Annotated in this window: 28 protein-coding genes; 23 read left to right on the forward strand and 5 right to left on the reverse strand. The window is 39.3% G+C overall.

Annotation, left to right across the window (positions count from 1 at the left end):
- Window positions 1-177: 177 nt before the first annotated feature.
- A complete protein-coding gene (locus ACNJYY_RS03580) occupies window positions 178-2,016 on the reverse strand; it encodes a transglycosylase domain-containing protein (protein ID WP_416730580.1) in 1,839 nt (612 codons plus the stop codon).
- A gap of 170 nt (window positions 2,017-2,186) precedes the next feature.
- Here ACNJYY_RS03580 and ACNJYY_RS03585 point away from each other — a divergent pair, with 170 nt between their 5' ends.
- The 16 genes from ACNJYY_RS03585 (at window position 2,187) to ACNJYY_RS03660 (ending at window position 16,760) form a co-directional block, all read left to right on the forward strand.
- Window positions 2,187-4,082, forward strand: a complete 1,896-nt coding sequence (locus tag ACNJYY_RS03585) for a PrkA family serine protein kinase (protein ID WP_416730581.1) — start codon at window positions 2,187-2,189, stop codon at window positions 4,080-4,082.
- A gap of 189 nt (window positions 4,083-4,271) precedes the next feature.
- Window positions 4,272-4,847, forward strand: a complete 576-nt coding sequence (gene lepB / locus ACNJYY_RS03590) for a signal peptidase I (RefSeq protein WP_416730582.1) — start codon at window positions 4,272-4,274, stop codon at window positions 4,845-4,847.
- Window positions 4,848-4,879: 32 nt separating this feature from the next.
- A complete protein-coding gene (locus ACNJYY_RS03595; RefSeq protein ID WP_416730583.1) occupies window positions 4,880-5,056 on the forward strand; it encodes a hypothetical protein in 177 nt (58 codons plus the stop codon).
- Between the two features lie 201 nt (window positions 5,057-5,257).
- A complete protein-coding gene (gene yhbH / locus ACNJYY_RS03600) occupies window positions 5,258-6,424 on the forward strand; it encodes a sporulation protein YhbH (RefSeq protein WP_416730584.1) in 1,167 nt (388 codons plus the stop codon).
- Window positions 6,425-6,952: 528 nt separating this feature from the next.
- Complete coding sequence (locus ACNJYY_RS03605; protein WP_416730585.1) at window positions 6,953-7,807, forward strand: ComEC/Rec2 family competence protein; 855 nt, start codon at window positions 6,953-6,955, stop codon at window positions 7,805-7,807.
- A 74-nt stretch (window positions 7,808-7,881) separates the two neighbouring features.
- A complete protein-coding gene (locus ACNJYY_RS03610) occupies window positions 7,882-8,544 on the forward strand; it encodes an HAD family hydrolase (protein WP_416730586.1) in 663 nt (220 codons plus the stop codon).
- Window positions 8,545-8,553: 9 nt separating this feature from the next.
- On the forward strand, window positions 8,554-8,949 hold the full coding sequence (locus ACNJYY_RS03615; RefSeq protein WP_416730587.1) for a VOC family protein: 396 nt from the start codon (window positions 8,554-8,556) through the stop codon (window positions 8,947-8,949).
- Window positions 8,950-8,980: 31 nt separating this feature from the next.
- Complete coding sequence (locus tag ACNJYY_RS03620) at window positions 8,981-10,531, forward strand: GNAT family N-acetyltransferase (protein WP_416730588.1); 1,551 nt, start codon at window positions 8,981-8,983, stop codon at window positions 10,529-10,531.
- A 234-nt stretch (window positions 10,532-10,765) separates the two neighbouring features.
- Window positions 10,766-12,514 carry a phospho-sugar mutase gene (locus tag ACNJYY_RS03625; protein WP_416730589.1) on the forward strand — a complete coding sequence of 583 codons (1,749 nt, stop codon included), beginning with the start codon at window positions 10,766-10,768 and terminating at the stop codon, window positions 12,512-12,514.
- A 116-nt stretch (window positions 12,515-12,630) separates the two neighbouring features.
- Window positions 12,631-12,894: a metal-sensitive transcriptional regulator gene (locus tag ACNJYY_RS03630; protein WP_416730590.1), complete on the forward strand. Its 264-nt coding sequence runs from the start codon at window positions 12,631-12,633 to the stop codon at window positions 12,892-12,894.
- A gap of 178 nt (window positions 12,895-13,072) precedes the next feature.
- A complete protein-coding gene (locus ACNJYY_RS03635; RefSeq protein WP_416730591.1) occupies window positions 13,073-13,378 on the forward strand; it encodes a rhodanese-like domain-containing protein in 306 nt (101 codons plus the stop codon).
- 22 nt (window positions 13,379-13,400) lie between these two features.
- Window positions 13,401-13,967 carry a sulfurtransferase TusA family protein gene (locus ACNJYY_RS03640; RefSeq protein WP_416730592.1) on the forward strand — a complete coding sequence of 189 codons (567 nt, stop codon included), beginning with the start codon at window positions 13,401-13,403 and terminating at the stop codon, window positions 13,965-13,967.
- Window positions 13,968-14,008: 41 nt separating this feature from the next.
- On the forward strand, window positions 14,009-15,133 hold the full coding sequence (locus ACNJYY_RS03645; protein ID WP_416730593.1) for an MBL fold metallo-hydrolase: 1,125 nt from the start codon (window positions 14,009-14,011) through the stop codon (window positions 15,131-15,133).
- A gap of 38 nt (window positions 15,134-15,171) precedes the next feature.
- Window positions 15,172-15,399 carry a sulfurtransferase TusA family protein gene (locus ACNJYY_RS03650; RefSeq protein WP_416730594.1) on the forward strand — a complete coding sequence of 76 codons (228 nt, stop codon included), beginning with the start codon at window positions 15,172-15,174 and terminating at the stop codon, window positions 15,397-15,399.
- Window positions 15,400-15,465: 66 nt separating this feature from the next.
- On the forward strand, window positions 15,466-15,951 hold the full coding sequence (locus tag ACNJYY_RS03655; protein WP_416730595.1) for a DsrE/DsrF/DrsH-like family protein: 486 nt from the start codon (window positions 15,466-15,468) through the stop codon (window positions 15,949-15,951).
- Between the two features lie 29 nt (window positions 15,952-15,980).
- Window positions 15,981-16,760, forward strand: coding sequence for a sulfite exporter TauE/SafE family protein (locus tag ACNJYY_RS03660; RefSeq protein WP_416730596.1), 780 nt, complete (start codon window positions 15,981-15,983; stop codon window positions 16,758-16,760).
- A gap of 200 nt (window positions 16,761-16,960) precedes the next feature.
- Here ACNJYY_RS03660 and ACNJYY_RS03665 read toward each other — a convergent pair whose 3' ends face one another.
- Window positions 16,961-17,548 (reverse strand): YitT family protein, encoded by a 588-nt coding sequence (locus tag ACNJYY_RS03665; protein ID WP_066391252.1) that lies wholly within the window; start codon window positions 17,546-17,548, stop codon window positions 16,961-16,963.
- Between the two features lie 159 nt (window positions 17,549-17,707).
- On the opposite strand from ACNJYY_RS03665, the gene ACNJYY_RS03670 reads away from it, so the two are divergent.
- Window positions 17,708-17,905, forward strand: a complete 198-nt coding sequence (locus ACNJYY_RS03670) for a DUF2642 domain-containing protein (protein ID WP_186320606.1) — start codon at window positions 17,708-17,710, stop codon at window positions 17,903-17,905.
- A 49-nt stretch (window positions 17,906-17,954) separates the two neighbouring features.
- Here ACNJYY_RS03670 and ACNJYY_RS03675 read toward each other — a convergent pair whose 3' ends face one another.
- The 3 genes from ACNJYY_RS03675 to ACNJYY_RS03685 are packed head-to-tail and all read right to left on the reverse strand — an operon-like array spanning window position 17,955 to window position 20,091.
- Entirely contained in the window at window positions 17,955-18,416 is a 462-nt protein-coding gene (locus ACNJYY_RS03675; protein ID WP_416731796.1) for an ArsI/CadI family heavy metal resistance metalloenzyme, read from the reverse strand.
- A gap of 22 nt (window positions 18,417-18,438) precedes the next feature.
- Window positions 18,439-19,740 carry an arsenic transporter gene (locus ACNJYY_RS03680; protein WP_416730597.1) on the reverse strand — a complete coding sequence of 434 codons (1,302 nt, stop codon included), beginning with the start codon at window positions 19,738-19,740 and terminating at the stop codon, window positions 18,439-18,441.
- Between the two features lie 30 nt (window positions 19,741-19,770).
- A complete protein-coding gene (locus ACNJYY_RS03685; protein WP_416730598.1) occupies window positions 19,771-20,091 on the reverse strand; it encodes an ArsR/SmtB family transcription factor in 321 nt (106 codons plus the stop codon).
- 138 nt (window positions 20,092-20,229) lie between these two features.
- On the opposite strand from ACNJYY_RS03685, the gene arsC reads away from it, so the two are divergent.
- The 6 genes from arsC to ACNJYY_RS03715 all read left to right on the forward strand — a co-directional run bounded on the left by arsC (window position 20,230) and on the right by ACNJYY_RS03715 (window position 24,837).
- A complete protein-coding gene (arsC, locus tag ACNJYY_RS03690) occupies window positions 20,230-20,631 on the forward strand; it encodes an arsenate reductase (thioredoxin) (RefSeq protein ID WP_144703067.1) in 402 nt (133 codons plus the stop codon).
- Window positions 20,632-20,720: 89 nt separating this feature from the next.
- Window positions 20,721-21,941 carry a hypothetical protein gene (locus tag ACNJYY_RS03695; RefSeq protein WP_416730599.1) on the forward strand — a complete coding sequence of 407 codons (1,221 nt, stop codon included), beginning with the start codon at window positions 20,721-20,723 and terminating at the stop codon, window positions 21,939-21,941.
- A 150-nt stretch (window positions 21,942-22,091) separates the two neighbouring features.
- Window positions 22,092-23,501: a SpoVR family protein gene (locus ACNJYY_RS03700; protein ID WP_416730600.1), complete on the forward strand. Its 1,410-nt coding sequence runs from the start codon at window positions 22,092-22,094 to the stop codon at window positions 23,499-23,501.
- 142 nt (window positions 23,502-23,643) lie between these two features.
- A complete protein-coding gene (locus ACNJYY_RS03705; protein WP_416730601.1) occupies window positions 23,644-24,144 on the forward strand; it encodes a GNAT family N-acetyltransferase in 501 nt (166 codons plus the stop codon).
- Between the two features lie 93 nt (window positions 24,145-24,237).
- On the forward strand, window positions 24,238-24,573 hold the full coding sequence (locus ACNJYY_RS03710) for an ArsR/SmtB family transcription factor (protein WP_416730602.1): 336 nt from the start codon (window positions 24,238-24,240) through the stop codon (window positions 24,571-24,573).
- 99 nt (window positions 24,574-24,672) lie between these two features.
- On the forward strand, window positions 24,673-24,837 hold the full coding sequence (locus ACNJYY_RS03715) for a hypothetical protein (RefSeq protein ID WP_416730603.1): 165 nt from the start codon (window positions 24,673-24,675) through the stop codon (window positions 24,835-24,837).
- The last annotated feature ends 14 nt before the right edge of the window (window positions 24,838-24,851 follow it).

Raw genomic sequence — 24,851 nt, forward strand, 5'->3', positions numbered from 1 at the left:
CGATATTTGTTAAAAACTCGCCGTATTGAGGGCTATTTACGCCGTAATATATGAAAAACCCGCCGTATTTTTTATGAATCTCGCCGTATTATCATGAATATACTTCTTGTTGTTAGCTTCACGGAACCTAAGAACCAGCCAAAAACCCTGTGACTCTTGTCGCGACAGGGTTTTTTCTCAATTTTGATAAGCTTTTTTCATAATATCTCGCCAGATCATCACTTCGGGAGACGCGCTCTCAATAGATCGAAGACTGCTCGGTGTATCACGTCCCACCCAAACGCCTGCCGTATAACGATCAGTCAGTCCGATAAACCAAAGATCCCGCACATCGTTCGTTGTTCCAGTCTTACCCCCAATGTAGGAGGACCCCGCAAAACGAGCATCTCTTGCAGTTCCTGAAATCGTTACTGTTTCAAGCATCTCGCGCATCACGCTATTTGTTTTCTCACTCCATACTGAAACGGGCTTCTCTTTCCAAGCATATAACAGCTTACCATACTTATCTTTTACAGAAGTTATCAACCTAGGTTTTACAAATGTTCCACCAGAACTAAATGCAGTATACGCACTGGTCAGTTCAAGAGGCGAAAAGCCTTTTGAGAATCCGCCGAGCGCACTTGCCAGCTGATGATCTTCTCGCGTTACAGAAGAAAATCTGAAGGGCTGCAAATAAGAAAACGCCTTATTCACGCCTGTTTTACTTAGTACTCTAACAGCCGCGGTGTTGATGGAACTCGCCATCGCTTTTTTTAAGGAGACTGTACCGTAAGAAGCTCCTCCATAATTGTTAGGGCAATAGTTGCCTTCACACATACGTGCTGCAGAAATGAGCGATTGTGATTTTGCATCGTACACATCAACATAAGGAGCATAGACGAGAAGCGGCTTTATTGTAGAACCCGGCTGTCTTTTCGCTTGATAAGCACGGTTGAATTCTTCTAAACCAACATTCTTTCCGCCAACTATAGAAACGATCTGTTTTGAAACATGATCAACAACAACGACAGATGCTTCCACATCGTTATAGGGCAAGCGGTTATTCACAGCACGCACTGCTTCTTCTTGCAGCCGAGGATCTAATGAAGTTTCAATCACAACACCGCTCTTTAAAAGTAAATCTCGCTCTATCACTAGTTCTTCTGCCGTCAGATTCTTGTGGCTGGGAGAGGTAGCTAGTAAGCTCAAAAGTTCTTCTTTTACATAACTCACAATTTCAGGATACGAAACGGCAGGCTTTGAAACCTTTAATTTAATGTGTTGACTAAGTGATGCTTCATAAGTGGCTTCGTTAATGTATCCTTGCTCTTTCATCTTCAATAAAATCCACTTTTGCCGTTTCTTCGTGTTCTCAAAGTTAGTGAGCGGATCGTACAGCTTTGGGTTGTTTGGAATAGCCGCTAGAAGTGCTGTTTCAGCTAACGAAAGCTCACCGACCGGTTTGCTGAAGTAATACCGGCTAGCTTTTTCAATTCCATACACACCATTTTGAAAATAGATCGAATTGATGTATAGCTCTAAGATTCTTTCTTTTGATAACTGCTGCTCAATTCGATATGAGATTAGCAACTCTTTTAGTTTTCGGTCATATGTACGTTCATGTGTTAGAAATAGATTGCGTGACAGCTGCTGTGTGATCGTACTGCCGCCTTGCTGAACAGAGCCTGCTGATGAATTCGTAATAAAAGCCCGCGCGATCGCTTTTCCATCGATTCCATGATGCTGGTTGAATCCTTGATCTTCTGTAGCGATAAAAGCTTGACGCACAGGTTCAGGTATTTTGTTGTAGTCCAGGTAAACACGGCTCTCATTACTCTTGAACTCATAAAGAAGATTACCGTTGTGGTCAAAAAGTCGACTGTTTTCATCTAATTTCAAATTTTCTACTTGAGCAAGGGAAGAAATTGCTTTTTGAAAAGGAATATAGTTTTCGTGTTCCGTTCTTAAACCTATAAATGATAAGAACACGATACCGAGCAGTAAGAGCACTGTTAGAAGGCCAAGCTTTTGATTCATAACGCTTTCTCCGTTTCAAAACATAAGGATAAACATATTTTACCATGATTGTGCAAAGGGGAATTCCAACTTTTTTAAATAAAAATCGCTATTCAAACAGAATGATTACGGACATCCCCGCATAGAGTAGATTAACACTTGATGGAGCCAATACAATCAAGGAGGTACTCATGGATATTTTATCGAGAATCCAACTGCATCGTGAAGAAGAACAGCGTTTAGCCTGGGAAGGTACCTTCGCTGAATACCTTGATATTTTACGAGATCGGCCATTTGTTGCCCAGTCTGCGCATTCAAGAGTATACAACATGATTAAAGATGCTGGCATTTCAGAAAAAAATGGTCAAAAGGTGTATCATTTTTTCAGCGATCAGATTTTTGGGTTAGAAGAATCAATCGAACGACTTGTTGAAGAGTATTTTCACCCTGCCGCTAAACGCCTTGATGTTCGTAAACGTATCTTATTGTTGATGGGACCAGTATCCGGTGGTAAATCCACTTTAGTTACAATGCTCAAAAGAGGTTTAGAGCAATACACAAAAACACCTGCAGGAGCGGTCTATGCAATTAAAGGCTGTCCGATGCATGAAGATCCGTTACATCTTATTCCACAGAACTTAAGAAAAGAGTTTTTTAATGACTACGGCATTCGAGTAGAGGGAAGTTTATCTCCTCTTAATACGATGAGGCTTGAACACGAATATGACAGTCGCATTGAAGATGTTATGGTAGAGCGTGTCTTCTTCTCAGAAGATAAGCGAACAGGGATTGGTACGTTCAGTCCATCTGACCCTAAGTCACAAGATATTGCTGACTTAACGGGAAGCATCGATTTCTCCACGATTGCAGAGTACGGATCAGAATCAGATCCCCGTGCCTATCGCTTTGATGGAGAACTGAATAAAGCCAACCGAGGAATGATGGAGTTTCAGGAAATGTTGAAGTGTGATGAGAAATTCTTATGGCATCTCCTTTCTCTTACGCAAGAAGGAAACTTTAAAGCAGGAAGATTTGCTTTAATCTCAGCGGACGAATTAATTGTAGCGCATACGAACGAATCGGAGTACCGGTCTTTTATCGCCAATAAGAAAAATGAAGCCCTCCATTCAAGGATTATCGTGATGGGCGTTCCGTATAATTTAAAAGTTTCAGAAGAAGAAAAAATTTATGCGAAGATGATCTCAGAGAGTGATATGTCTCATGTTCATATTGCGCCACACGCTTTAAGAGTGGCAGCAACATTCTCGGTACTAACACGATTGAAAGATTCAAAGAAACAAGGAATGGATCTGTTAAAGAAGATGCGGTTGTATGATGGAGAGATCGTAGAAGGATTCAATCATGTTGATCTTGAGGAACTGAAGAAAGAGTTTGCTGATGAAGGGATGTCTGGTATCGATCCGCGTTATGTTATCAACCGAATATCATCAGCGATCATCCGCAAAGAAACACCTTCTATTAACGCATTAGATGTTCTGCGTTCATTAAAAGACGGGCTTGATCATCATGCATCCATATCAAAGGAAGATAAAGAGAGGTTTATTAACTTTATCTCGGCGGCTCGTAAAGAGTACGATGATATTGCGAAGAAAGAAGTTCAGAAAGCATTCGTTTACTCGTACGAAGAGTCTGCAAAAACACTTATGGACAATTATCTCGATAATGTTGAGGCGTATTGTAATAAGAATAAATTACGTGATCCGCTTACTGGTGAAGAGATGAGTCCAGATGAGAAGTTGATGAGATCGATCGAAGAACAGATCGGAATCTCTGAGAATGCAAAAAAAGCATTCCGTGAAGAAATCCTGATCAGAATCTCTGCCTATGCAAGAAAAGGAAAGAAATTTGACTATAATTCTCATGAGCGGTTAAGAGAAGCGATTCAAAAGAAATTATTCGCCGATCTTAAAGATGTTGTAAAGATCACAACATCATCCAAAACTCCTGATGAGTCACAACTGAAGAAGATTAATGAGGTCATTGCCCGTCTGGTGGATGAACACGGCTATAATACGACTAGTGCCAACGAACTACTGAGATATGTTGGCAGTTTATTGAACCGATAAATATGGCAACACACCCTGTACAAGAGTTAGTCTGTCAGGGTGTGTTTTTTTACAGAAATTTAGGGGAAACTAAACAAATTGCAGAGTAGAATTTACATTCATATTTATGTTAAAAATAATTGAACTTGTATTTACTTACTTAAAAATGGTAAATTGATACTAATAAGCTAACTAAAGGAAGTGAGCCCAATGAGCTCGACTAAAAAGGAAAGAAACGGATTAACGGATTGGATAAAAGCAATTGGTGTTGCACTTATTCTAGCTATTATTATAAAAAAGTTTTTGATTGAGCAATACGTGGTTTATGGTGAGTCTATGATGCCTACCATCCAAAATGGCAATAGACTGATCGTGAATAAGATTGGGTATGAAATCAGTCAGCCGGAGCGATTTGATCTGATTGTTTTTAAGGCAAATCCGAAAGAAGATTATATCAAGCGGGTGATTGGTCTGCCGGGTGATCATATCGCATACCGAGATGACAAGTTATATATCAATAACAAACCAGTGGAAGAACCTTATTTAAAGGAATTCAAACGCTTTGCTGGTAATCGGACACTAACCGGCAACTTTACGTTAGAAGAGATTACAGGACATGATACAGTACCAAAAGGGAAGATCTTCGTACTTGGTGACAACAGACTTCACAGCATCGACAGCCGCCATATCGGTTTTGTTGAGATGACTGATATCGTGGGTGAGGCGAACATCCGTTATTGGCCGATGGATGAAATGAAAGTTTTTAATGGTTTTAAAAAGGATTAAATGGGGAAAAATTCTGTAAGAGGTGAATCCCTATGACAAAACAAAATAATAATGAACCTAAACGAAAAAACAGCTCAATGGTATCAAACTTTGAAGAAATGAAAGAACACGGTAAAGTGATGGAACACGTCTCCACTAACGAAGAAGTTCGTAAAAGTGGTAAAACACCAGACCCCGAGCAGCATGACAAAGAAGAATATGATAAATAAATACAAAACAAAGCCTTCTTTTCTTTTTTAGAAAAGAGGGCTTTTTTATCATGAAAGTTTAGCAATTCTAAGAAGTACGTGCATATGATAGTGTAACCAACCCTTTTTTTCTGATAATAGCGGATTGTTACAAGCAAGTTATGCCCCGGGTTGATCAAGAACAAGCAGCATTGACTCTTGCTGCTCTGGAGGGGGAAAACGATGAGCGAGCCGGAAAAGAACAATTTTGTTGTGTCTCAGGAAAACTGGTCCCTCCACCGAAAAGGATATCAAGATCATCAAAGGCATATGGAAAAAGTGCAGGAAGCCATTAAAAACAACCTGCCGGATTTGATAAGTGAAGAGAATATCATTTTATCCAACGGGCGTGATGTGATTAAGATTCCTATCCGTTCTATGGATGAATACAAAATCCGATACAACTACGACAAGAACAAGCACGTAGGCCAAGGTGATGGAGATAGTCAGGTGGGGGATGTAGTAGCCAGAGATGGACGTGCCGGACAGAACGGAGCCGGAAAAGGCAAAGGACCTGCAGGCGACAAACCAGGTGTCGATTATGCAGAAGCTGAAGTTTCAATCATTGAACTAGAAGAGATGCTGTTTAAAGAACTAGAACTGCCTAACCTCAAACAAAAAGAACAAGACCAGATCGTAATGGAAAAGATCGAATTTAATGATGTTCGTAAAAAAGGGCTCATGGGGAACGTGGATAAAAAAAGAACAATTCTAACCGCGTTCAAACGAAATGCTTTGATCGGAAAACCAAGTGTTGCTCCTATTCATAATGATGACCTTCGCTTTAAAACGTGGAACGAAGTCGTCAAACCAGAATCCAAAGCCGTCGTCCTCGCTATGATGGATACTTCAGGTTCGATGGGAATCTGGGAAAAGTATATGGCGAGAAGTTTCTTTTTCTGGATGACACGCTTTTTGCGGTCGAAGTATGAAAAAGTAGAGATTGAATTTATCGCACATCACACGGAGGCGAAAGTTGTTTCAGAGGAAGACTTCTTTAACAAAGGTGAAAGTGGTGGAACGATCTGTTCATCTGCTTATCGCAAAGCGCTTGAGTTGATCGAGACGAAATATTCCTCGAGCCGTTATAACATTTATCCGTTCCATTTCTCTGATGGAGATAACCTTACAAGTGATAATGCTAGATGTGTGAAGCTCGTTCAACAAATTATGGAGCATTCAAATATGTTTGGTTATGGTGAAGTGAACGCCTATAATCGGCATTCTACTTTGATGAGTGTGTATAAGAATATGGATAATCCCAAATTTAGTCATTATATCTTGAAAGAAAAAGCAGATGTGTATCATGCTATGAAGAGCTTTTTTAAGAAGAATGAAGTGAACATTTAAGCCGGTTATGACCGTTGATGTCTTTGAAAGTGGTTGACCTGCGTTCCAGGTTGCTCGCTTTCCGCGGGGCAGGCGGTGAGCCCCTTGCCACTTTGTGCCTTTAAGGGTCTCACCTGTCTAGTTGCAGTGGCTAGCCCCTCGAGGTCAAAAGTTAAATGGTCAAGAAGGCATAGTGCGCCTTCCTGGCCCATTCACCTTTTGCTTGTCGGTGCTGAACGAGCCACTTCCACTTTTCGGACTGACCGCTTGTCCCGCAGGAGTCTCGCACCTTGCACTTCGGTCAACTGGCTAGGATGAAAAAATTAAAACTTATTTGATAGCAACAATCTTTTAGAAAAGAACATTATAGATAGAATACCTGGCAATATTCTATTAGGAATTAGCCTATAGAAAACGAATATTCATAAAAAAACAAATCGCCCGCATCCATGTATTGGATGGCGGGTTTTGTTGTTGAATTCAACAAAATTACATATAACTAAGGTTACGCATTATGGACGAAAAAATGGATGTAAAGGGGTGGGAGATTTGAAAACCATTAATAAGTTAGCCGTGTTCTGTCTGAGCTTGATACTCGTGTTAACAATAGTTCCTCAAAAAGCTCGAGCGGACTGGTTCGATCCGTTGACGATACACTTTTTAGACGTTGGCCAAGCCGACTGTATCCTTATAAAAGCACCAAACGGACAAACGATGCTTATCGATGGTGGAGATGAACATGACGGTGAAAAGATCATCTCGTATCTAGAAAAAGAAGGCGTTACACATCTGGATATCGTTGTAGCTACTCATCCTCATCACGATCATATTGGTTCGCTAGATGATGTGATACGAGCGTTCCCCGTGAGTGTTCTATACATGCCGAATCTTCCATACGATACAAAATATTATCATGACCTCTTTCGTGTGATCAACGAAAAACAAATTCCGGTAGATCGCGCAAAAGCAGGTGTGAATTTTAAGATGGGCTTTTCTGTAAAGGTAGAAATGCTGGCTCCGAAGGGTTCGTATTATAAACACATCAACGATTACTCGGCAGTGATTAAAATCAAGCATGGCAAAAAGAATTTTCTTCTTATGGCAGATGCAGGTGCTGAAGAAGAAAAGGAGATATTGAAGCGTGGTGGGGTGAAGGCGGATGTTATTAAATTGGGTCACCATGGAGCCAATACGGGGACGACGATGGAATTTTTGAAAAAAGTCAAAGCGAAAACGGCTGTGATTTCGGTCGGTAGGAATAATCCTTATCAGTTCCCGTCGAAAGAAGTGATGTATCGTTTAGATAACAGAAAGATGACCGTCTATCGGACCGATCAGCTCGGAGCCATTATCGCCACAAGCAATGGAAAGAAAATCATGTTTAGAACGAATGTCCTTCATTAATAATCGGTTTTCTTGCGTCTTTTAGAAAAATACAAGAAAATAGTATAAAACGCTTAAGATGGGGTTGGTTAACCGTGATCAAGGCATTGGTGTTTGATTTTGATGGAACAATTTTGGATACAGAAACGCAGCATTACAACGCTTTTCAAGAAATGTATCAGGAACATGGAAGCGATCTGCCGCTTGAAGTTTGGGGAGAATGTATTGGTACCCATTCTGATTTTAATCCTTACGAATATTTAGAAAGACAGATTGATCAAAAGCTTGATCATGAAGTGCTGCGAGCAAAAAAGACAGAGCGTGCACTTGCTTTAATATCGGAACAACGGGAACTTCCTGGAATTCTTGATTACCTTGAAGCTGCAAAAGAACTCGGATTAAAGGTTGGTCTTGCATCAAGTTCTTCGCGAAAATGGGTAGAAGAGCATTTAGATCGAATAGGTTTGAAGCACCATTTTGAAGTGATCAAAACAGCAGATGATGTTGAAAAAGTAAAACCAGATCCGACGCTATATCTTGAAGCGGTAAAAGCATTAAACGTAAAACCTCATGAAGCGATCGCATTTGAAGACTCTGTAAACGGATCAGTGGCGGCTAAAAAAGCAGGACTTTATTGTGTTGCTATTCCTAATCCTGTTACAAAACATATGACATTTGGCGATGTTGATCATCAGATGGAATCCTTAGCAGAATTGAATCTCGTATCACTTATTAAGCAGGCAGAGAAAAAAGGGTAAAGAGCCATTATGGTTAGAATACAAGGCATCAATCATATTACGATTAGAGTTTCAAACATAGAAAATTCCAAAACATTTTATATGAACGTACTAGGTGCTAAAATCGTTCATAAAGGGAATACAGATATATACTTAGACGCAGGGGGAGTGTGGCTGTGTTTGATAGAAATAAAAGATGCAAAACCTATGGATAAAAATCAAGTAGGTGTTGATCACTTTGCATTTACAGTTTCTGAAGAACATTTTCCTAAAGCGGTTCAGTTGCTGCGTGAACAAAATGTTGAAATCACGAGAGGACCGATACAAAGAGGCGGGGGAAACACAGTCAGTTTTAACGATCCGGATGGAACTGAGATAGAATTCTTCACTGGCAACCTTCAAGAACGGATGAAGAATTGGAAGTAAGCTATGGAAGTTAGTTAGAGGAGTGGATAACATGAGTGAGATCGACGTATCAAAATTTGAGAAAAAAATTGAACTACGCAACATTGAGTTTGAAGATATCGATGAGATCTTAGAACTTCAGCAGATCTGTTTTCCAGGAAACATGGAGCCTTGGGAACGTGAGCAGCTAGAGAGTCACCTGCGTATCTTTCCAGAAGGACAATTTTGTGTAACGTATGAAGGAAAAATTGTTGGAAGCTGCTCAAGCTTAATGGTTAATTTTGATGAGTATGATGATAAGCATACATGGGATGAGATTACAGATAAAGGCTATATCACGAACCATGATCCAGAAGGATTTAACTTATATGGTATTGAAGTGATGGTCCACCCAGAATACCGCCGAATGAAGATAGGTGCGCGTCTTTACGAAGCGCGTAAAGAGCTAGCAGAGCAGAAGAACCTGAAAAGTATTATTCTAGGCGGTAGAATTCCAAACTACCATAAACATTCAAAAGAAATGACGCCTCGTGAATATGTAAGAGAAGTCATTCAGCACAACATCTATGACCCAGTGTTAACCTTTCAATTGATGAACGGCTTTACAGTGATGCGTTTAAATAAGAGCTATCTGCCTGATGATAAACAATCAAATGCCTATGCGACACTGATGGAATGGAACAATGTTGACTACATTCCGAATAAAACGAAAAAGTATTTTAAGACGAGTGAGCCTGTTCGAATCACAACGATTCAATATATGATGAAGACGATTGATTCTTTTGAAGATTTTGCGACACAAGTTGAATATTATACAGATGTTGCATCTGATCAAGGCTCAGATTTCGCTGTGTTTCCAGAGCTTCTTACTACTCAGTTGTTATCCTTCTGTGAGGAGAAGAGTCCCAGCTTAGCCATTCGTAAACTAACCGAGTTTACAGAGCAATACATCGAACTCTTTACGAATCTTGCAGTTCGTTACAATGTAAACATCATAGGTGGCTCCCACTTTGTTGAAGAAGACGGAGATATCTATAACGTGGCTTATTTATTCCGAAGAGATGGAACGATTGATAAGCAATATAAAATTCATATCACACCGAACGAACGGAAATGGTGGGGAATTACGGCTGGTGATAAAGTACAAGTATTTGATACTGATTGCGGAAAAGTTGCGATACTAATCTGCTATGATATCGAATTCCCTGAACTTTCACGTATTGTAACCGATCAAGGTGCCAAGATTATTTTCACCCCATTCTGTACAGAAGATCGACAAGGATATCTACGCGTTCGATATTGTTCTCAAGCACGTGCGATTGAAAATGAGATATATACAGCAATCGCAGGAACGGTTGGAAACTTATCGCAAGTAGAGAACATGGATATTCAATATGCTCAGTCTGGTATCTTTACACCATCTGATTTTTCGTTCCCAAGAGACGGAATCGTTGGGGAATGTCACCCGAATATCGAAACAGTTGTTGTAGGTGATGTGGATTTAGAGATTTTAAGAAGACAACGGAAAAAAGGAAGTGTAACCCTTCTTAGAGATAGAAGGCTAGATCTATATAGTGTTGTTCAAAAAGATAAAAGCAAATAACGATGAGAAGGGCGGTAAGCGATAGATAGCTTGCCGCTTTTTTTCTATTTCTCGGGAAATATCACGAACCATGTCATTGTGTAAGACTGCTTTATTACGGGATTTTATTTTTTGTGCTGAAAGCGGTATAATAAAGGCCGTATTTAATAGATATGGCAGGAATAACTCGATTCATATCGAAACTAACAAAAAACCAATCAGCATTCATTTTATATAACATAAGGAGGCAGTACTATGTCCTGGGAGACAACATACGAGAAATGGGTAGGGAAAGAAGAGCTCGAACAACCATTAAAGACTGCATTAGAGGAAATCAAGGAAAACAGGACAGCACTTGAAGACTGCTTTTATAAAAATTTAGAATTTGGAACAGGTGGTATGCGTGGTGAAATCGGACCTGGTACAAATCGTATGAACACGTACACGGTTCGGAAAGCTTCTTTAGGATTGGCTCATTTTATTGAGAAGCAAGGTGAGAAAGCTAAAAAACGCGGTGTTGCAATTGCATACGATTCTCGTCATCAATCACCGGAATTCGCGATGGAAGCAGCGAAAACATTAGCTTCTAAAGGTATTCAAGCTTATGTATTCGAAAGCTTAAGACCTACACCTGAGTTATCTTTTGCGGTTAGATACTTGAAAGCTTACAGTGGTATCGTTGTTACAGCAAGCCATAACCCACCAGAATACAACGGATACAAAGTTTATGGTCCGGATGGTGGCCAGCTTCCACCTAAAGAAGCTGATGAAGTGATCGAAAAAGTAAATGCTGTTGAAGATGAACTTTCTATTGAAGTGAGATCTGAAGAGGAACTCAAAAATGAAGGATTGATTCAAATTGTTGGTGAGGAAATCGACAAAGCTTACATGGAGCAACTTTTAAAAATTAGTTTGAATCGCGAAGTGATCAATGAGATGCATGACTTAAGCATCGTTTTCACGCCGCTTCACGGAACTGCAAATATTCCGGTTAGAGAAGGACTTCAACAATTAGGATTTACGAATGTCACGGTCGTTAAAGAACAAGAACAGCCTGATCCTAATTTTTCGACGGTGAAGTCCCCAAATCCGGAAGAACCTGCAGCATTTGAGTTAGCGATTAAATATGGACAAGAAGTTGATGCAGATATTTTGATGGCAACCGATCCTGATGCAGACCGAGTAGGAATCGCGGCTAAGAACAGCAAAGGTGAATATGAGATCCTAACAGGTAACCAGACTGGTGCACTCATGATTGAATATATCCTTTCTCAACGTGAAGAGAAAGGCAGCTTATGCTCCAAAGGAATCATCTTTAAAACGATCGTAACTTCAGAACTTGGACGAGTAATCGCAGAGTCTTATGGTTTAACGTGCGAAGATACCCTTACAGGCTTTAAGTTTATCGGTGAAAAGATTAAAGAGTACGAAAAAAGCGGAAAGCATACATTCATTTTCGGTTATGAAGAAAGCTATGGGTCCTTAATCGGAGATTTTGTGCGTGACAAGGATGCTGTTCAAGCTTGTTTGATGGGAGCTGAAATGGCTGCTTATTACAAAAAACAAGGAAAAACACTTTTTGATGCTTTAGATGATGTTTATGAGAAACATGGGTTTTATAAGGAAGGTCTTGAGTCATTAACATTGAAAGGTAAGTCTGGGGCAGAACAGATCGAAACCTTATTAGCAGGCTTTAGAGCGGAAATGCCGCTTGAAGTGAACGAACAAAAATTAGTGGTTTCTGAAGACTACAAAGCAAGTGTTCAGTACAATGTAGTTAAAGATGAAAAGAGTGAAATCCATCTTCCAAAATCAAATGTACTTAAATATCAATTAGAGGATGGTTCATGGTTCTGTGTAAGACCGTCAGGAACAGAACCGAAAGTAAAGTTTTATTTTGGTGTTAACGCAGATTCTCATAAGAAAGCAGATGAGGCTTTAGTTAACCTCAAACAATCAGTGATGGATATGGTTCATGAAAGAATGCAAAAAGTGGTACAATAATAAGAACAGAGGCTGCAAGTCAAATACTTGCAGCCATATAAATTCATTAGGTTGACATAAATAATAAAGTGATGTAGTATACCCCTATAGGTATTTCGAAAGAAGGATGTGCTGAAATGGAATACACACAAGAAATGAAAAATCGTTTAAAAAGAATTGAGGGGCAAGTACGTGGAGTATTGCGTATGCTAGAAGAAGAACAAGATTGTAAAGCCGTTATTACTCAATTATCCGCATCCCGTACAGCGATTGATCGTACGATTGGTCTAATCGTAGGCACCAACCTTGAACAGTGTTTACGTGAACAAATGGAAAGCGGAGAAGAGATGAACTCTGATATTGTGAAAGAAGCTGTACAACTTTTAGTTAAAAGCCGATAGATATCTGTCATTAATAAGACTGTTGACAGATTTTCTTTTATCTATTAATATACCCCTATAGGTATTTAATTTATACTATCAGATTGCATGAGTTACAACGGCACAAAATTTATATTTTTTTGAACAACTATATACCTATACGGGTATGAGTATTCTAAATTAGAAAGGAGACAGTAATTTGTCTTTTAAAAGCATTGAACCAAAAGAGGTTGAACGATTATTAGAAACCGATCGATCATTGAATATCATTGATGTTCGAGAAAACGAAGAAGTAGCTCAGGGGATGATTCCAACTGCGAAACATATTCCACTCGGTGAAATTTCTACTCGCATGAACGAGTTAGATATAGAGAAAGAGTACATTATGGTTTGCAGATCTGGAAAAAGAAGTGAGAAAGCATGCACGATACTAGCTTTAAATCATTTTAAAGTAATTAACATGACAGGCGGTATGCTTTCCTGGACAGGTGAAACTAAAATTTAAAACAGATGGAGGTTTTTATAGTATGAGTATTAAAGTAGATCACGTATTAGACTGTAAAGGATTATCCTGTCCGTTGCCGATCGTTCGCACAAAAAAAGCGATGGATCAGCTTGAGGCAGGGCAAGTTATTGAAGTTCAGGCAACTGATAAAGGTTCATTGGCTGATATTCAAGGCTGGGCAAGAAACACAGGAAATCAATATTTAGGTACAAAAGAAGATGGAGATGTTCTTAAGCACTATTTAAGAAAATCAAATCCTGGTGAAGTTAAAGAAGCTGCAAAGTTCCAGCATACAATTCAGAATGACGAATTAGAAAAAGTCTTGGCTGAAAATAAAGAAGATATGCTTCTTCTAGATGTTAGAGAGCCTGCAGAGTATGAGTTCAAACGGATACCTGGGGCAGTATCGGTCCCTTTAGGAGAACTTGAAAGCAAATTAGACACACTTGATAAAAACAAAGAAATCCATGTTATTTGCCGTACAGGATCGAGAAGTGATATGGCAGCACAAATGCTTGCTAAGAATGGGTTTGAGCGTGTTAAGAATGTTTTACCTGGTATGGTTGAATGGGATGGACCAACTGAATAAAAAATTTTGACTTTAAATATACCTGGGGAGGTATTTTCGAAATGATAAAAGCATTATCAGCTAAAGAAGTGGCAAATCGAGTTGTTGACGGAAACCTATTTATCCTGGATGTTCGTAATGAAAATGACTATAAAGATTGGAAAATTGAAGGCAAAGGAATTAAATCGATTAACCGTCCTTATTTTGATCTGATCGATGGGGTTGAAGAAGTATTAGAAGATCTTCCGAAAGAAGAAGTTCTTGTTGTCTGTGCAAAAGAAGGATCCTCTGTCATGGTAGCAGAGATGCTGGATGAAGCAGGTGTTAAAGACGTCTATTATCTAGAAGGTGGTATGAAGTCTTGGAGTGAATATTTGATGCCGGTGAAGCTTGGGGATTTGAAAGATGGAGGTTCGATCTATCAGTTCAACCGTATCGGTAAGGGATGTCTTTCATACCTTGTAGAATCGAACGGAGAGGCGGCTATTATTGACTCCGCTCGTACGATTGAAGCGTATGAAGATTTCGCAAAAGAAAACAACCTTGAGATCAAGCATATGATCGATACACATCTTCATGCTGACCATATATCAGGCGGACGCAAACTTGCAGAAAAGACTGGTGCAACATACTGGTTACCACCAAAAGATGCTGAAGAAGTAACATTCTCCTTCGCTGAATTAGAAGAAGGAAAAGATATTACGATCGGCAACACGAAGATTGAGATCCAACCTTTATATACACCTGGTCATACGATTGGAAGTACTTCTATGATCATTGACGGACAATTCTTGCTTTCTGGAGATATTCTGTTCGTTGATTCAATCGGACGTCCAGACCTTGCTGGTAAAGCAGAAGACTGGGTTAGTGATTTACGTCATTCACTATATAACAAATACAACAACCTCTCTAAAGATCTAGTCGTGTTACCTGCCCACTTTGGAAAGATCAGTGAACTAGATGAAAGAGGTGCGGTTTCAGCACCACTTGGAGAACTCTTTGAAAAGAACGAAGGACTGAACATTAAGAGCGAAGATGAGTTTCGAAGAGCTGTAACGGAAAACTTACCGCCACAGCCAAATGCCTATCAAGAAATTCGTCAAACGAACATGGGGGAAATCGATCCAACAAACGATGAGCAGCGCGAGATGGAAATTGGTCCAAACCGCTGTGCAATCAATGAGTAACTGAACAAATAATAAAAAACTATCTGGAGGTTTTACAAATGAACGTAACTCAAACTTTAGACACAAAAGGATTATCTTGTCCGATGCCGATCGTCAAAACTAAGAAAGCGATGGATACACTCTCAAGTGGAGACATTTTAGAAGTATTAGCAACGGATAAGGGCGCAGTTAATGATCTATCTGCATGGTCTAAATCTTCCGGTCATGAATTATTAGAGCATAAAGAAGATGACGGCGTATTTAAGTTTTATATTCAAAAAGGTTAATAAAAAATTTGTGTAACCAGATACCTATAGAGGTATGGGTATCTAGTTCAAAAGGAGCGTTCAACGATGGAACAACAAACACAAGATAAATCAACAATGGTTGTATTTAGTGGTGATCTTGATAAAGCGATGGCAAGTTTTATTATCGCAACAGGTGCTGCAGCGATGGGGAAACAAGTAACAATGTTCTTCACATTCTGGGGACTAAACATCTTAAGAAAAGAAGAATACGTGAACGTAAAGAAAACATTCATGGATAAAATGTTTGCAAAAATGATGCCGCAAGGACCTGAAAAGCTGGGTATCTCAAAAATGAACTATGGTGGTTTAGGCGCGAAGATGATGAAGTATACGATGAGGAAGAAGAACATCGTAACATTAAAAGAACTAATTGAAATGGCGCAAGACTTAGATGTTAAGATGGTTGCTTGTACGATGTCAATGGATGTTATGGGTATTACGAAAGAGGAACTAATTGATGGACTGGATTATGCAGGAGTTGCTTCATACCTAGCTGATGCAGATGAGTCTAAGATCAACTTGTTTATTTAAGCAGCATCAGTTTTAAGGGAGGTGAAGTCATGGAATTAGGGTTCATAATTACAATCTTTCTAATAGGCTTTATAGGTTCTTTTATATCCGGAATGGTAGGTATCGGCGGATCCATCATCAAGTATCCAATGCTTCTCTATATTCCAGCGATGCTCGGCTTCACAGCATATTCGGCTCATGAAGTTTCAGGGATCAGTGCTGTTCAAGTCTTCTTTGCAACGATAGGTGGCGTTTGGGCTTATCGTAAAGGCGGTTATCTGAACAAGACCCTAATCATCTATATGGGTAGCAGCATCCTAGTCGGAAGTTTTATTGGTGGATTTGGTTCAGAAGCCATGTCAGAAGGGCAAATCAATATCGTTTATGCTGTTCTAGCTACTTTAGCTGCTATCATGATGCTGATTCCTAAAAAAGGGATCGATGACATCCCATTAGATCAAGTTACGTTTAATAAATGGCTTGCGGCCGTGTTAGCATTTGTTGTAGGTGTTGCAGCAGGTATCGTTGGTGCAGCAGGTGCATTTATCCTTGTACCGATCATGTTAGTCGTCCTAAAGATACCAACGCGTATGACGATTGCTACATCACTTGCTATTACGTTTATTTCATCAATCGGTGCTACTGTAGGTAAGATTACGACAGGTCAAGTTTTACTATGGCCGGCGGTAATCATGGTAGTAGCTAGTTTGATCGCTTCTCCACTTGGGGCGCAGTTTGGTAAAAAGGTAAATACAAAAATTCTTCAATTTATCTTAGCAGCACTGATTGTTGCTACGTCGGTTAAGATCTGGTTAGATATTCTTGGGTAAAGTAATATAGTTGAGTATAAACAAGGCCACGAAGTACTTTATACTTCGGGGCCTTGTTTTCATTTGAATCATTGGAAATAATGTGATTAACTTCACCCTCAGTAACAAAAGTAATGTCCACTACTATATAATATTGGGCATATGTCTAGATGTTGAAGATTAAAATGAAGCAGGAAATAAATTGTAAGGGGTCAGTCCCCCTAGATGCTTCTATAGAAGTTGATCGATCGAATCAACGTCATCGTCATGGTTGCGAAACCGACGGAAAGGATCGTTACGAGCGAGTAGAAGAGAATACCTTCTCCCATCACATAAAGACCAGCAATGATTACTGCTGCATCGATCAAAAAGATAACCATCCCAACATTTATGGAAAACCATCTCGAAAGGAAAAGAGCGATCAGGTCTGTTCCACCTGTACTAGTTTCATGACGCAGCATCCAACCGATCCCTGTTCCGATGAAAAGCCCTCCAATCACTGAACCTTCCATAACAGAAACGGAAAACACACCTCTTAAAGGAGATAGCAAATCAATGATCAATGACGACACGAGTAAGCCATGAATGCTGTTTATAAAATATCGACGCTCTAGTTTCCAAGCTATTAGATAGATGGGAATGCTCAGAATAATGATTGTAAGCCCGACTTTATAACCCCACACATACTTTACGAGAAGACTAATGCCGATCATTCCTCCGTCGAGAAGGTGAAAGGGAACAATGAAACCATTAATGCCTATGCCAAGCAACACGCTTCCTAAGAAAATCGCTATCGTCCGTTCAAACATGGCATTCACCCTGTCTAAGATTATTTCTACATAATATGCTTGGTTGTACAAGAATAGTCATCTGCACAGGGTGTTTGTCCGTGTCTCTTTTCTTTTTTGTGCATGTAATAGTATAGAAAGCCCCTTGCTTGCAGTGCAAAATAGGGAAGGTGATTGGTGTTGAAGAACTTCAGAAGAGAAGCAAAGTGTCTTTTGGAGAGGCAGGTTGTGGTGGATACAACAAATCATTCTTACGAAGGCAGACTTAGAGCAGTTGAAAGAGATTATATTACGCTATGTGTGATGAGCGATAGCCATAACTATTGGGATCAGATCATTATTCGTATTGAAGAGATTGTTGCGATATCTACCATTTGATCATAAAAAAAATCCCTCGCATCTTAAATAGTGCAGAGGGATTTTTTGTTTATTTTTTTGTGAAACCTAGCGTGATGGGTTGAGGTTGTTGAGGTGGTGCACAGCATAAAGATAAATCTCGTGCATCACCAGCAGATTCAAATTCAGAGTCTTCCTTCGTATAGAAAATCTCCCAAGCGTTGCCGTCGGGATCATATACCCATACTTTATCTTGAACAGCGTAACAGCAAGTTGTATCCATCTCGTCGATTAACAGCAACCCTGATTTTCTAAGTCTTTCCCCCATAGCTAGAACATCTTCTGTGTTATTAACTTGAAAACCGAGATGATTTAGGACTCCGTCTTTTGAAAAGGGACGTGCATTCAAAGAAAAGTGAAGAGCAGGTTGATCAAGCTCAAATTTCGCGTAGTTCTCTCTTACTTTTGTCGGTTGTGTACCGAAAAAGCTTTTATAGAACTCTAGAGATTTTTCTAAGTCTGAACAATTGACTGCAACATGCATGCGTTGAATCATCAATGATCTCTCCTTCTTTTTAAGATAGTAACAACAACCATAAATAAAGGCCGGTAAGCGTTATGAAAAGTGTTGGGACAGTCAAAATGATTCCGACTTTGAAATAATAGCCCCATGTGATCTTTACACCTTTTTTCGATAAGACGTGCAGCCATAAAAGAGTGGCTAATGAACCGATCGGTGTGATCTTTGGTCCTAAATCAGAACCAATGACATTCGCGTAGATCAATGCTTCACGAATAACTCCTGATGTATCCGTTCCCTGTATTGCTAGTGCATCGATCATAACCGTTGGCATGTTGTTCATAACAGATGATAATATAGCCGCCAAGAAACCCATTCCAATTGTAGCAGCGAACAATCCTTGATCAGCGATCACTTGAATCCAGCTGCCTAGCATATCTGTAAGTCCTGCATTACGAAGACCATAAACGACTACATACATTCCTATTGAAAAGACAACAACAGTCCATGGTGCATCTTTGATTACTTTTTTTGTTTGAATGGCAGGACTTTTACGAGCAACGATGATAAAGAAAAGAGCTGCAGCTCCTGCAATGAATGAGACAGGCACACCAATGAATTCACTCGTTAAATACCCGATTAATAGAACTGCTAGTATGATCCATGAAAGCTTGAACAGCTTCTCATCTCGAATGGCTTCTTTTGGTTGCTTGAGCTGAGAGAGATCATAGTTCTTCGGTATATCTTTTCTGAAAAAAAGGAACAAAACAAGCATACTAGCGAACAGTGAAAAGAAGTTCGGCACGATCATGCGGCTTGCATATTCAACGAATCCGATGTTAAAGAAATCTGCAGACACGATATTTACTAAGTTTGAGACGACAAGCGGTAGAGATGTGGTATCTGCAATAAACCCACTTGCCATAATAAACGGTAATATCATGGCTTCTTTTAATTTCAATGCCCGAACTTGAGCAAGAACGATAGGAGTCAGAATTAATGCTGCTCCATCATTTGCAAAAAATGCTGAAACTGCAGCTCCAAGCAGGATCACATAGGCAAACATTTTTTTACCATTTCCACCTGCAAGTCGCGCCATATGCAAGGCGGACCATTCGAAGAAACCGATCTCATCTAGAATAATTGATATGAGTATGATCGCTACAAAAGCTAATGTAGCATTCCAAACAATACCGGTAACCGTCCACACATCTGCGAGTGAAACCACGCCAAGAATAAGTGCGATGATAGCTCCAACGGTCGCAGACCAACCGATGGAAAGTCCGCGTGGCTGCCAGATAACAAAAATTATCGTAACTAAAAATACAGCGAAGGCCATCAATGCCGTGCTGTCCATAAGAATCCCCCCTATTTATGTAATTCTAAGTTAGCAACAAACTTTTCCACCTGAAGCTTTTAACTCTTCAATCTTAGTTGACATATCGGGCAATGCATCTAAATTTGCTTTAATGAATGGATAGATTTCCCCATCAATGGAGTAGAAGATCCATTGGCTGTTACGTCTTTCTTTAACGAGTTTAGCTTGCTTCAATTTTCTTAAGTGCTGTGAAATACTAGGCTGTGTCATCTTTAAGATATCAACTAACTCACATACACATAATTCTTCGTGGCGGAGTAATGCTAATATATTCAATCGTGTTTTATCTGCCATTGCTTTATAACATTCCGTTAACTGATCAAGTTCCATAATTGACTTCACCTCATTAGTATATAACCATATGTTTATATAAAATGTCAAAGAATATATAAATAAATATTGATATAAGGATATACTTATATTATGATGGTCTCGAAAGAAGTTCTTTACTACAGGAGGTTTTACAAAATGGCTAAACCAATCATCTATTTCCTTTGCACAGGTAATTCTTGCCGTTCTCAGATGGCAGAAGGATTTGGACACCACTACCTTGGTGATAAATATGACGTATACTCAGCAGGCATCGAAGCACATGGTGTGAATCCAAACGCAATCAAAGCGATGAAAGAAGTGGATATTGACATTACGAATCAAACATCAGATGTGATCGACAAAGACATTTTAGAAAAAGCAGACTTAGTCGTAACACTATGTGGTCATGCAAACGATGTATGTCCAGCAACTCCACCTCACAAAACACGCGAGCATTGGGGATTCGATGATCCAGCAGGAAAAGAGTGGAGTGAATTCCAACGCGTTCGCGATGAGATCGCAGCACGTATCAAACGCTTTGCTGAAACAGGAGAATAAGTTTATACCAAGCTCAGGAACTTCATAGTTCCTGAGCTTTTTTAGTATGATTTTCTTTATTTCGCTCATGTTACTAATGAGGTGATCATGTGAAACGTCTTTTTATTTTTGGATTGATCCTAATTAGTATAGTAATAAGCCACACAAACTTTGCAGAAGCTTCTGATAGAAGAGCAGCATTTATAAGAAATGACGGACTTTGGCTTAAAGAAGGTGAATTAGAAAGAAAGCTTGTAGAAAGTTCAAGTCTTACTCATCCAACGTTCTCAAGCAACGGAACCTACATCAGTTATAAAGCACGTAAAGGGAAAGAGCTATGGGTGTATAACCGTGTAACGCGTTTGAACAGAAAAGTATTCGATGGCGATGTGAGTTTGACGAGATGGTCTCCGACAGAATCCAAGCTTGCTTGGAAAAGTGGTGGTGTACTAAATCTAATTGACCTAACGAGACCTGCTTCATCCTTTCAAAATGTCATCCTTGGCACAGGAAACTACAGTTGGACACCTGACGGGAGAGGATTTGTTGTCTCATCTTCTGCAAATTTAGAGCCTGATGGCTGGAGTTCAGTTCGACTTTTTTATGTTCCTTTAAATGCAAACGGAGATTTGAAAAAAGTACAGAACATTACTACGCTCCCTGAGATGAGTGAGACGTTCTTTGCTATAGGTACTACAGAATTCAAGTGGGGGATGGATGATCAGTGGTTTGCGTTCATCGCATGTCCAACAGCATCCATGTCGGCAGACAGCAACACGTTAATGGTTGTTTCTTTAGACGGCTCTAAAACTCGTATGATTGGAAACATGTTGGATCAGCCGAACTGGTTCAACTGGTCGCCGAATACAAAACAGCTCGGCTATATTAAAGGGATCGGAAGACTGGCATCTGAAAATAAACGATTGACGGTATGGAATCCTAAGAGCGGTAAAGAAATAAATTTAAGTTATACCGGTTATGCGGACGGCGATTTTACTTGGTTGAATGATAAGAACATCATAGTAAGCCGTCAGATTGAATGGGGTTATGGGGTACCCCAGGAAAAAAGGGCAAAGCCTTTCTTAGTCAGTGTGAAAATAAAAGACGGAAGTGGAAAGAGATTAACGAATCCAGGACGGGGGGAAGCAGATGTTTTTCCAAAAACATTACCAGGTGAACAACTGACATGGATTCGTACAAAAACCCACAGTGCAAAAGTAATGGTAAAAGAAGGTTTAGATGCACCTGAAACGTTATGGATTAATAATCTACGAACGCCACAAGATTGTTCTGGATGGTCGTGCATGTTAGATATATATGAAGCAAGGTAAAAAACAAGGTGGATTCGTGAAAATGGATTCCCCTTTTTACTTTGAATAAAAGAAGTTTATGAAACCCGTCCAATATTTCACTTGTTTTCTCATGAATGCCTGTTTTGTTTCATACAGTTAAAAGTAAGGAAATAGCAGGAGGGGGAAAATATGAACTGGGACTTGCAAAATAAGGAGCTAGAAAAAGCAATAGCTGAAATTACCGAGATTGCTGACCACTTTGGCCTTGATTTTTACCCGATGCGGTATGAGATATGTCCTGCCGATATTATTTATACATTTGGTGCGTACGGAATGCCAACCCGTTTCTCACATTGGAGTTTCGGGAAACAGTTCCACAAAATGAAGCTTCAGTATGATCTAGGATTGAGTAAAATCTATGAGCTCGTTATTAACTCAGATCCGTGTTACGCGTTCTTACTGGATACGAATTCGTTGATTCAGAATAAATTAATCATTGCGCATGTCCTTGCACACTGTGACTTCTTTAAGAACAATGTTCGCTTTTCCAATACGAGAAGAGACATGGTTGAATGCATGACGGCTACAGCTGAACGAGTCGCTCAATATGAACATTTATACGGCAAAAAAGAGGTCGAACAGTTCTTAGACGCTGTTCTCGCCATACAAGAGCATATCGATCCGTCACTTGTGCGAAACAAGTTAAATTATGTATTTGAAGATGAGGAAGATCTTACGCCTAAAAAAGAAACACCTTACGATGACCTATGGAAACTCGATGACAAGAAAGTTCCAAAACCAGCATTGAAGAAGAAAAAATCATTTCCACCACAACCTGAAAAGGACATTTTGTTATTTATCGAACAATATAGCCGCGAGCTTGAAGAATGGCAGCGTGATATCCTTTCCATGATGAGAGAAGAAATGCTCTATTTCTGGCCACAGCTTGAAACGAAAATCATGAACGAAGGCTGGGCATCTTATTGGCACGCAAAGATCCTGCAAGAGATGGATTTGACTTCACACGAGACCATTGAGTTCGCGAAACTGAACGCAGGTGTTGTGCAACCTTCAAAGACATCGATCAATCCGTATTACTTAGGCTTACAAATTTTTAAAGACATTGAAGATCGCTACAACAACCCTGATGCAGAGTTAATCAGACAAGGAGTGAAACCAGGCTCAGGACGAGAGAAGATGTTTGAAGTCCGTGAACTAGAATCCGACATGTCGTTTATCCGAAACTATTTAACGAAAGATCTCGCTCAGCGGGAAGATATGTATCTGTTTCAAAAGCAAGGCAAGGAATATAAGGTAGTTGATAAGCAGTGGGAAGAAGTTCGTGATCAGCTTGTAGGGATGAGGGTAAACGGAGGATTTCCCTATATAACAGTCAACGACGCCGACTATATGAAGAACGGAGAACTCTATCTCAATCATAGCTTTGAAGATATGGAGCTGGATGTGAAATATCTCGAAAAAGTATTGCCGCATCTTCATTATTTATGGGGTCGTCCTGTTCATATGGAGACGAGAATTGAACAGAAGCCCGTTTTGTTTACGTATGATGGGAAGACGGTGCATCGGAAGTATCTATAAATTAAACAAGTGTTTAATGTTAACGAGGAAAGCACGCTTAAAAAAGTGTGCTTTTTTTCTGTACAAGAAAATATAAACTCAGCAAACAAGTTTGTTTTTTGCTATTTTTAATACAAATAGTTTGAAAGGAAGTTGAAATAGTATGTGCAGTTCTTACTTTATAGATAATATGCATACCAATGATTGGACACATGTAAGAAACATCTATTTACAAGGCATCGCTACAGGTAATGCTACCTTTCAGCAGGAAGCTCCTTCATGGAATGAATGGGATAAAAGTCATTTATCATGTTGTCGTTTCGTTGTTCGTTCTAGCGATCGAGTATCAGGATGGGCTGCCTTAAGTGCTATATCAAGCAGGTGTGTATATGCAGGAGTTGCTGAGGTAAGCGTTTATGTAGATCCTGATTACCAAGGAAAGGGGCTTGGAAGCTCTCTTATGAAAATTCTCATTGAAGATAGTGAGAAAAATGGCATTTGGACATTACAAGCAGGGATTTTTCCTGAAAACCAGTCGAGTATAGCTCTACATAAAAAATGGGGATTTAAAGAAGTGGGTACAAGAGAAAGAATTGGTGAGATGAACGGAGTGTGGCGTGACGTCATCTTGCTGGAACGTAGAAGTAAAGCCGTTGGAATATGAAAAACAAATTTTTTTGATTTAATAGTTGCAAATTAGTAAATAAAGGATATAATGAAATTACATCAAATAATTTTGATGTTAGGAGTGATACAAATGAATAAAGAAATTCCTTTACTGAACAATATAACTACTGCAACTAACCAAGATTTAGAAAAATATGAACAAAAGTTTAAAGCACTGGCTGATCAGCAGCGATTGCAAATTATCAATATCCTGGCAGTTAAAGAAAGTGTATGTGTTTGTGATCTTACGCCGATTATTGACATGCCGCAATCAAAGCTATCTTATCATCTAAAAATCCTTTTAGAAGCAGACTTAATAAAAAAGGAAAAACAAGGTACCTGGAACTATTATTCTTTGAATGTAAGTGAACTTAAAGGAATTTTATCAGATCAATTATGCTGTGTGTTTTTACCATCATGTTGTTAAATGACGTACTACACTTGTAGTGCTTCATTTTTACATAAAACATCAATTTTTTTTGATTTATATATCAACTTTTTTTGATGTTAAAGGAGGATGACTTTTATGAATATTTATTATCTGGAAAAGATGCTTAAATTGAAGAAAAGAGAAATGGAACAGTTTGTTAAGGAAAATGGCAGACCAAAACAAATAAAATCAAACACTTTTATTAGGTCTCCCTTTGTAAAGAGAAAAACACTATCAAATCAAGTTTGCTGTGTTGATTAAAAAAGGAGAAGAAA

This window comes from Fictibacillus tiangongensis (genome assembly GCF_048083785.1).
Classification (GTDB): Bacteria; Bacillota; Bacilli; order Bacillales; family Fictibacillaceae; genus Fictibacillus.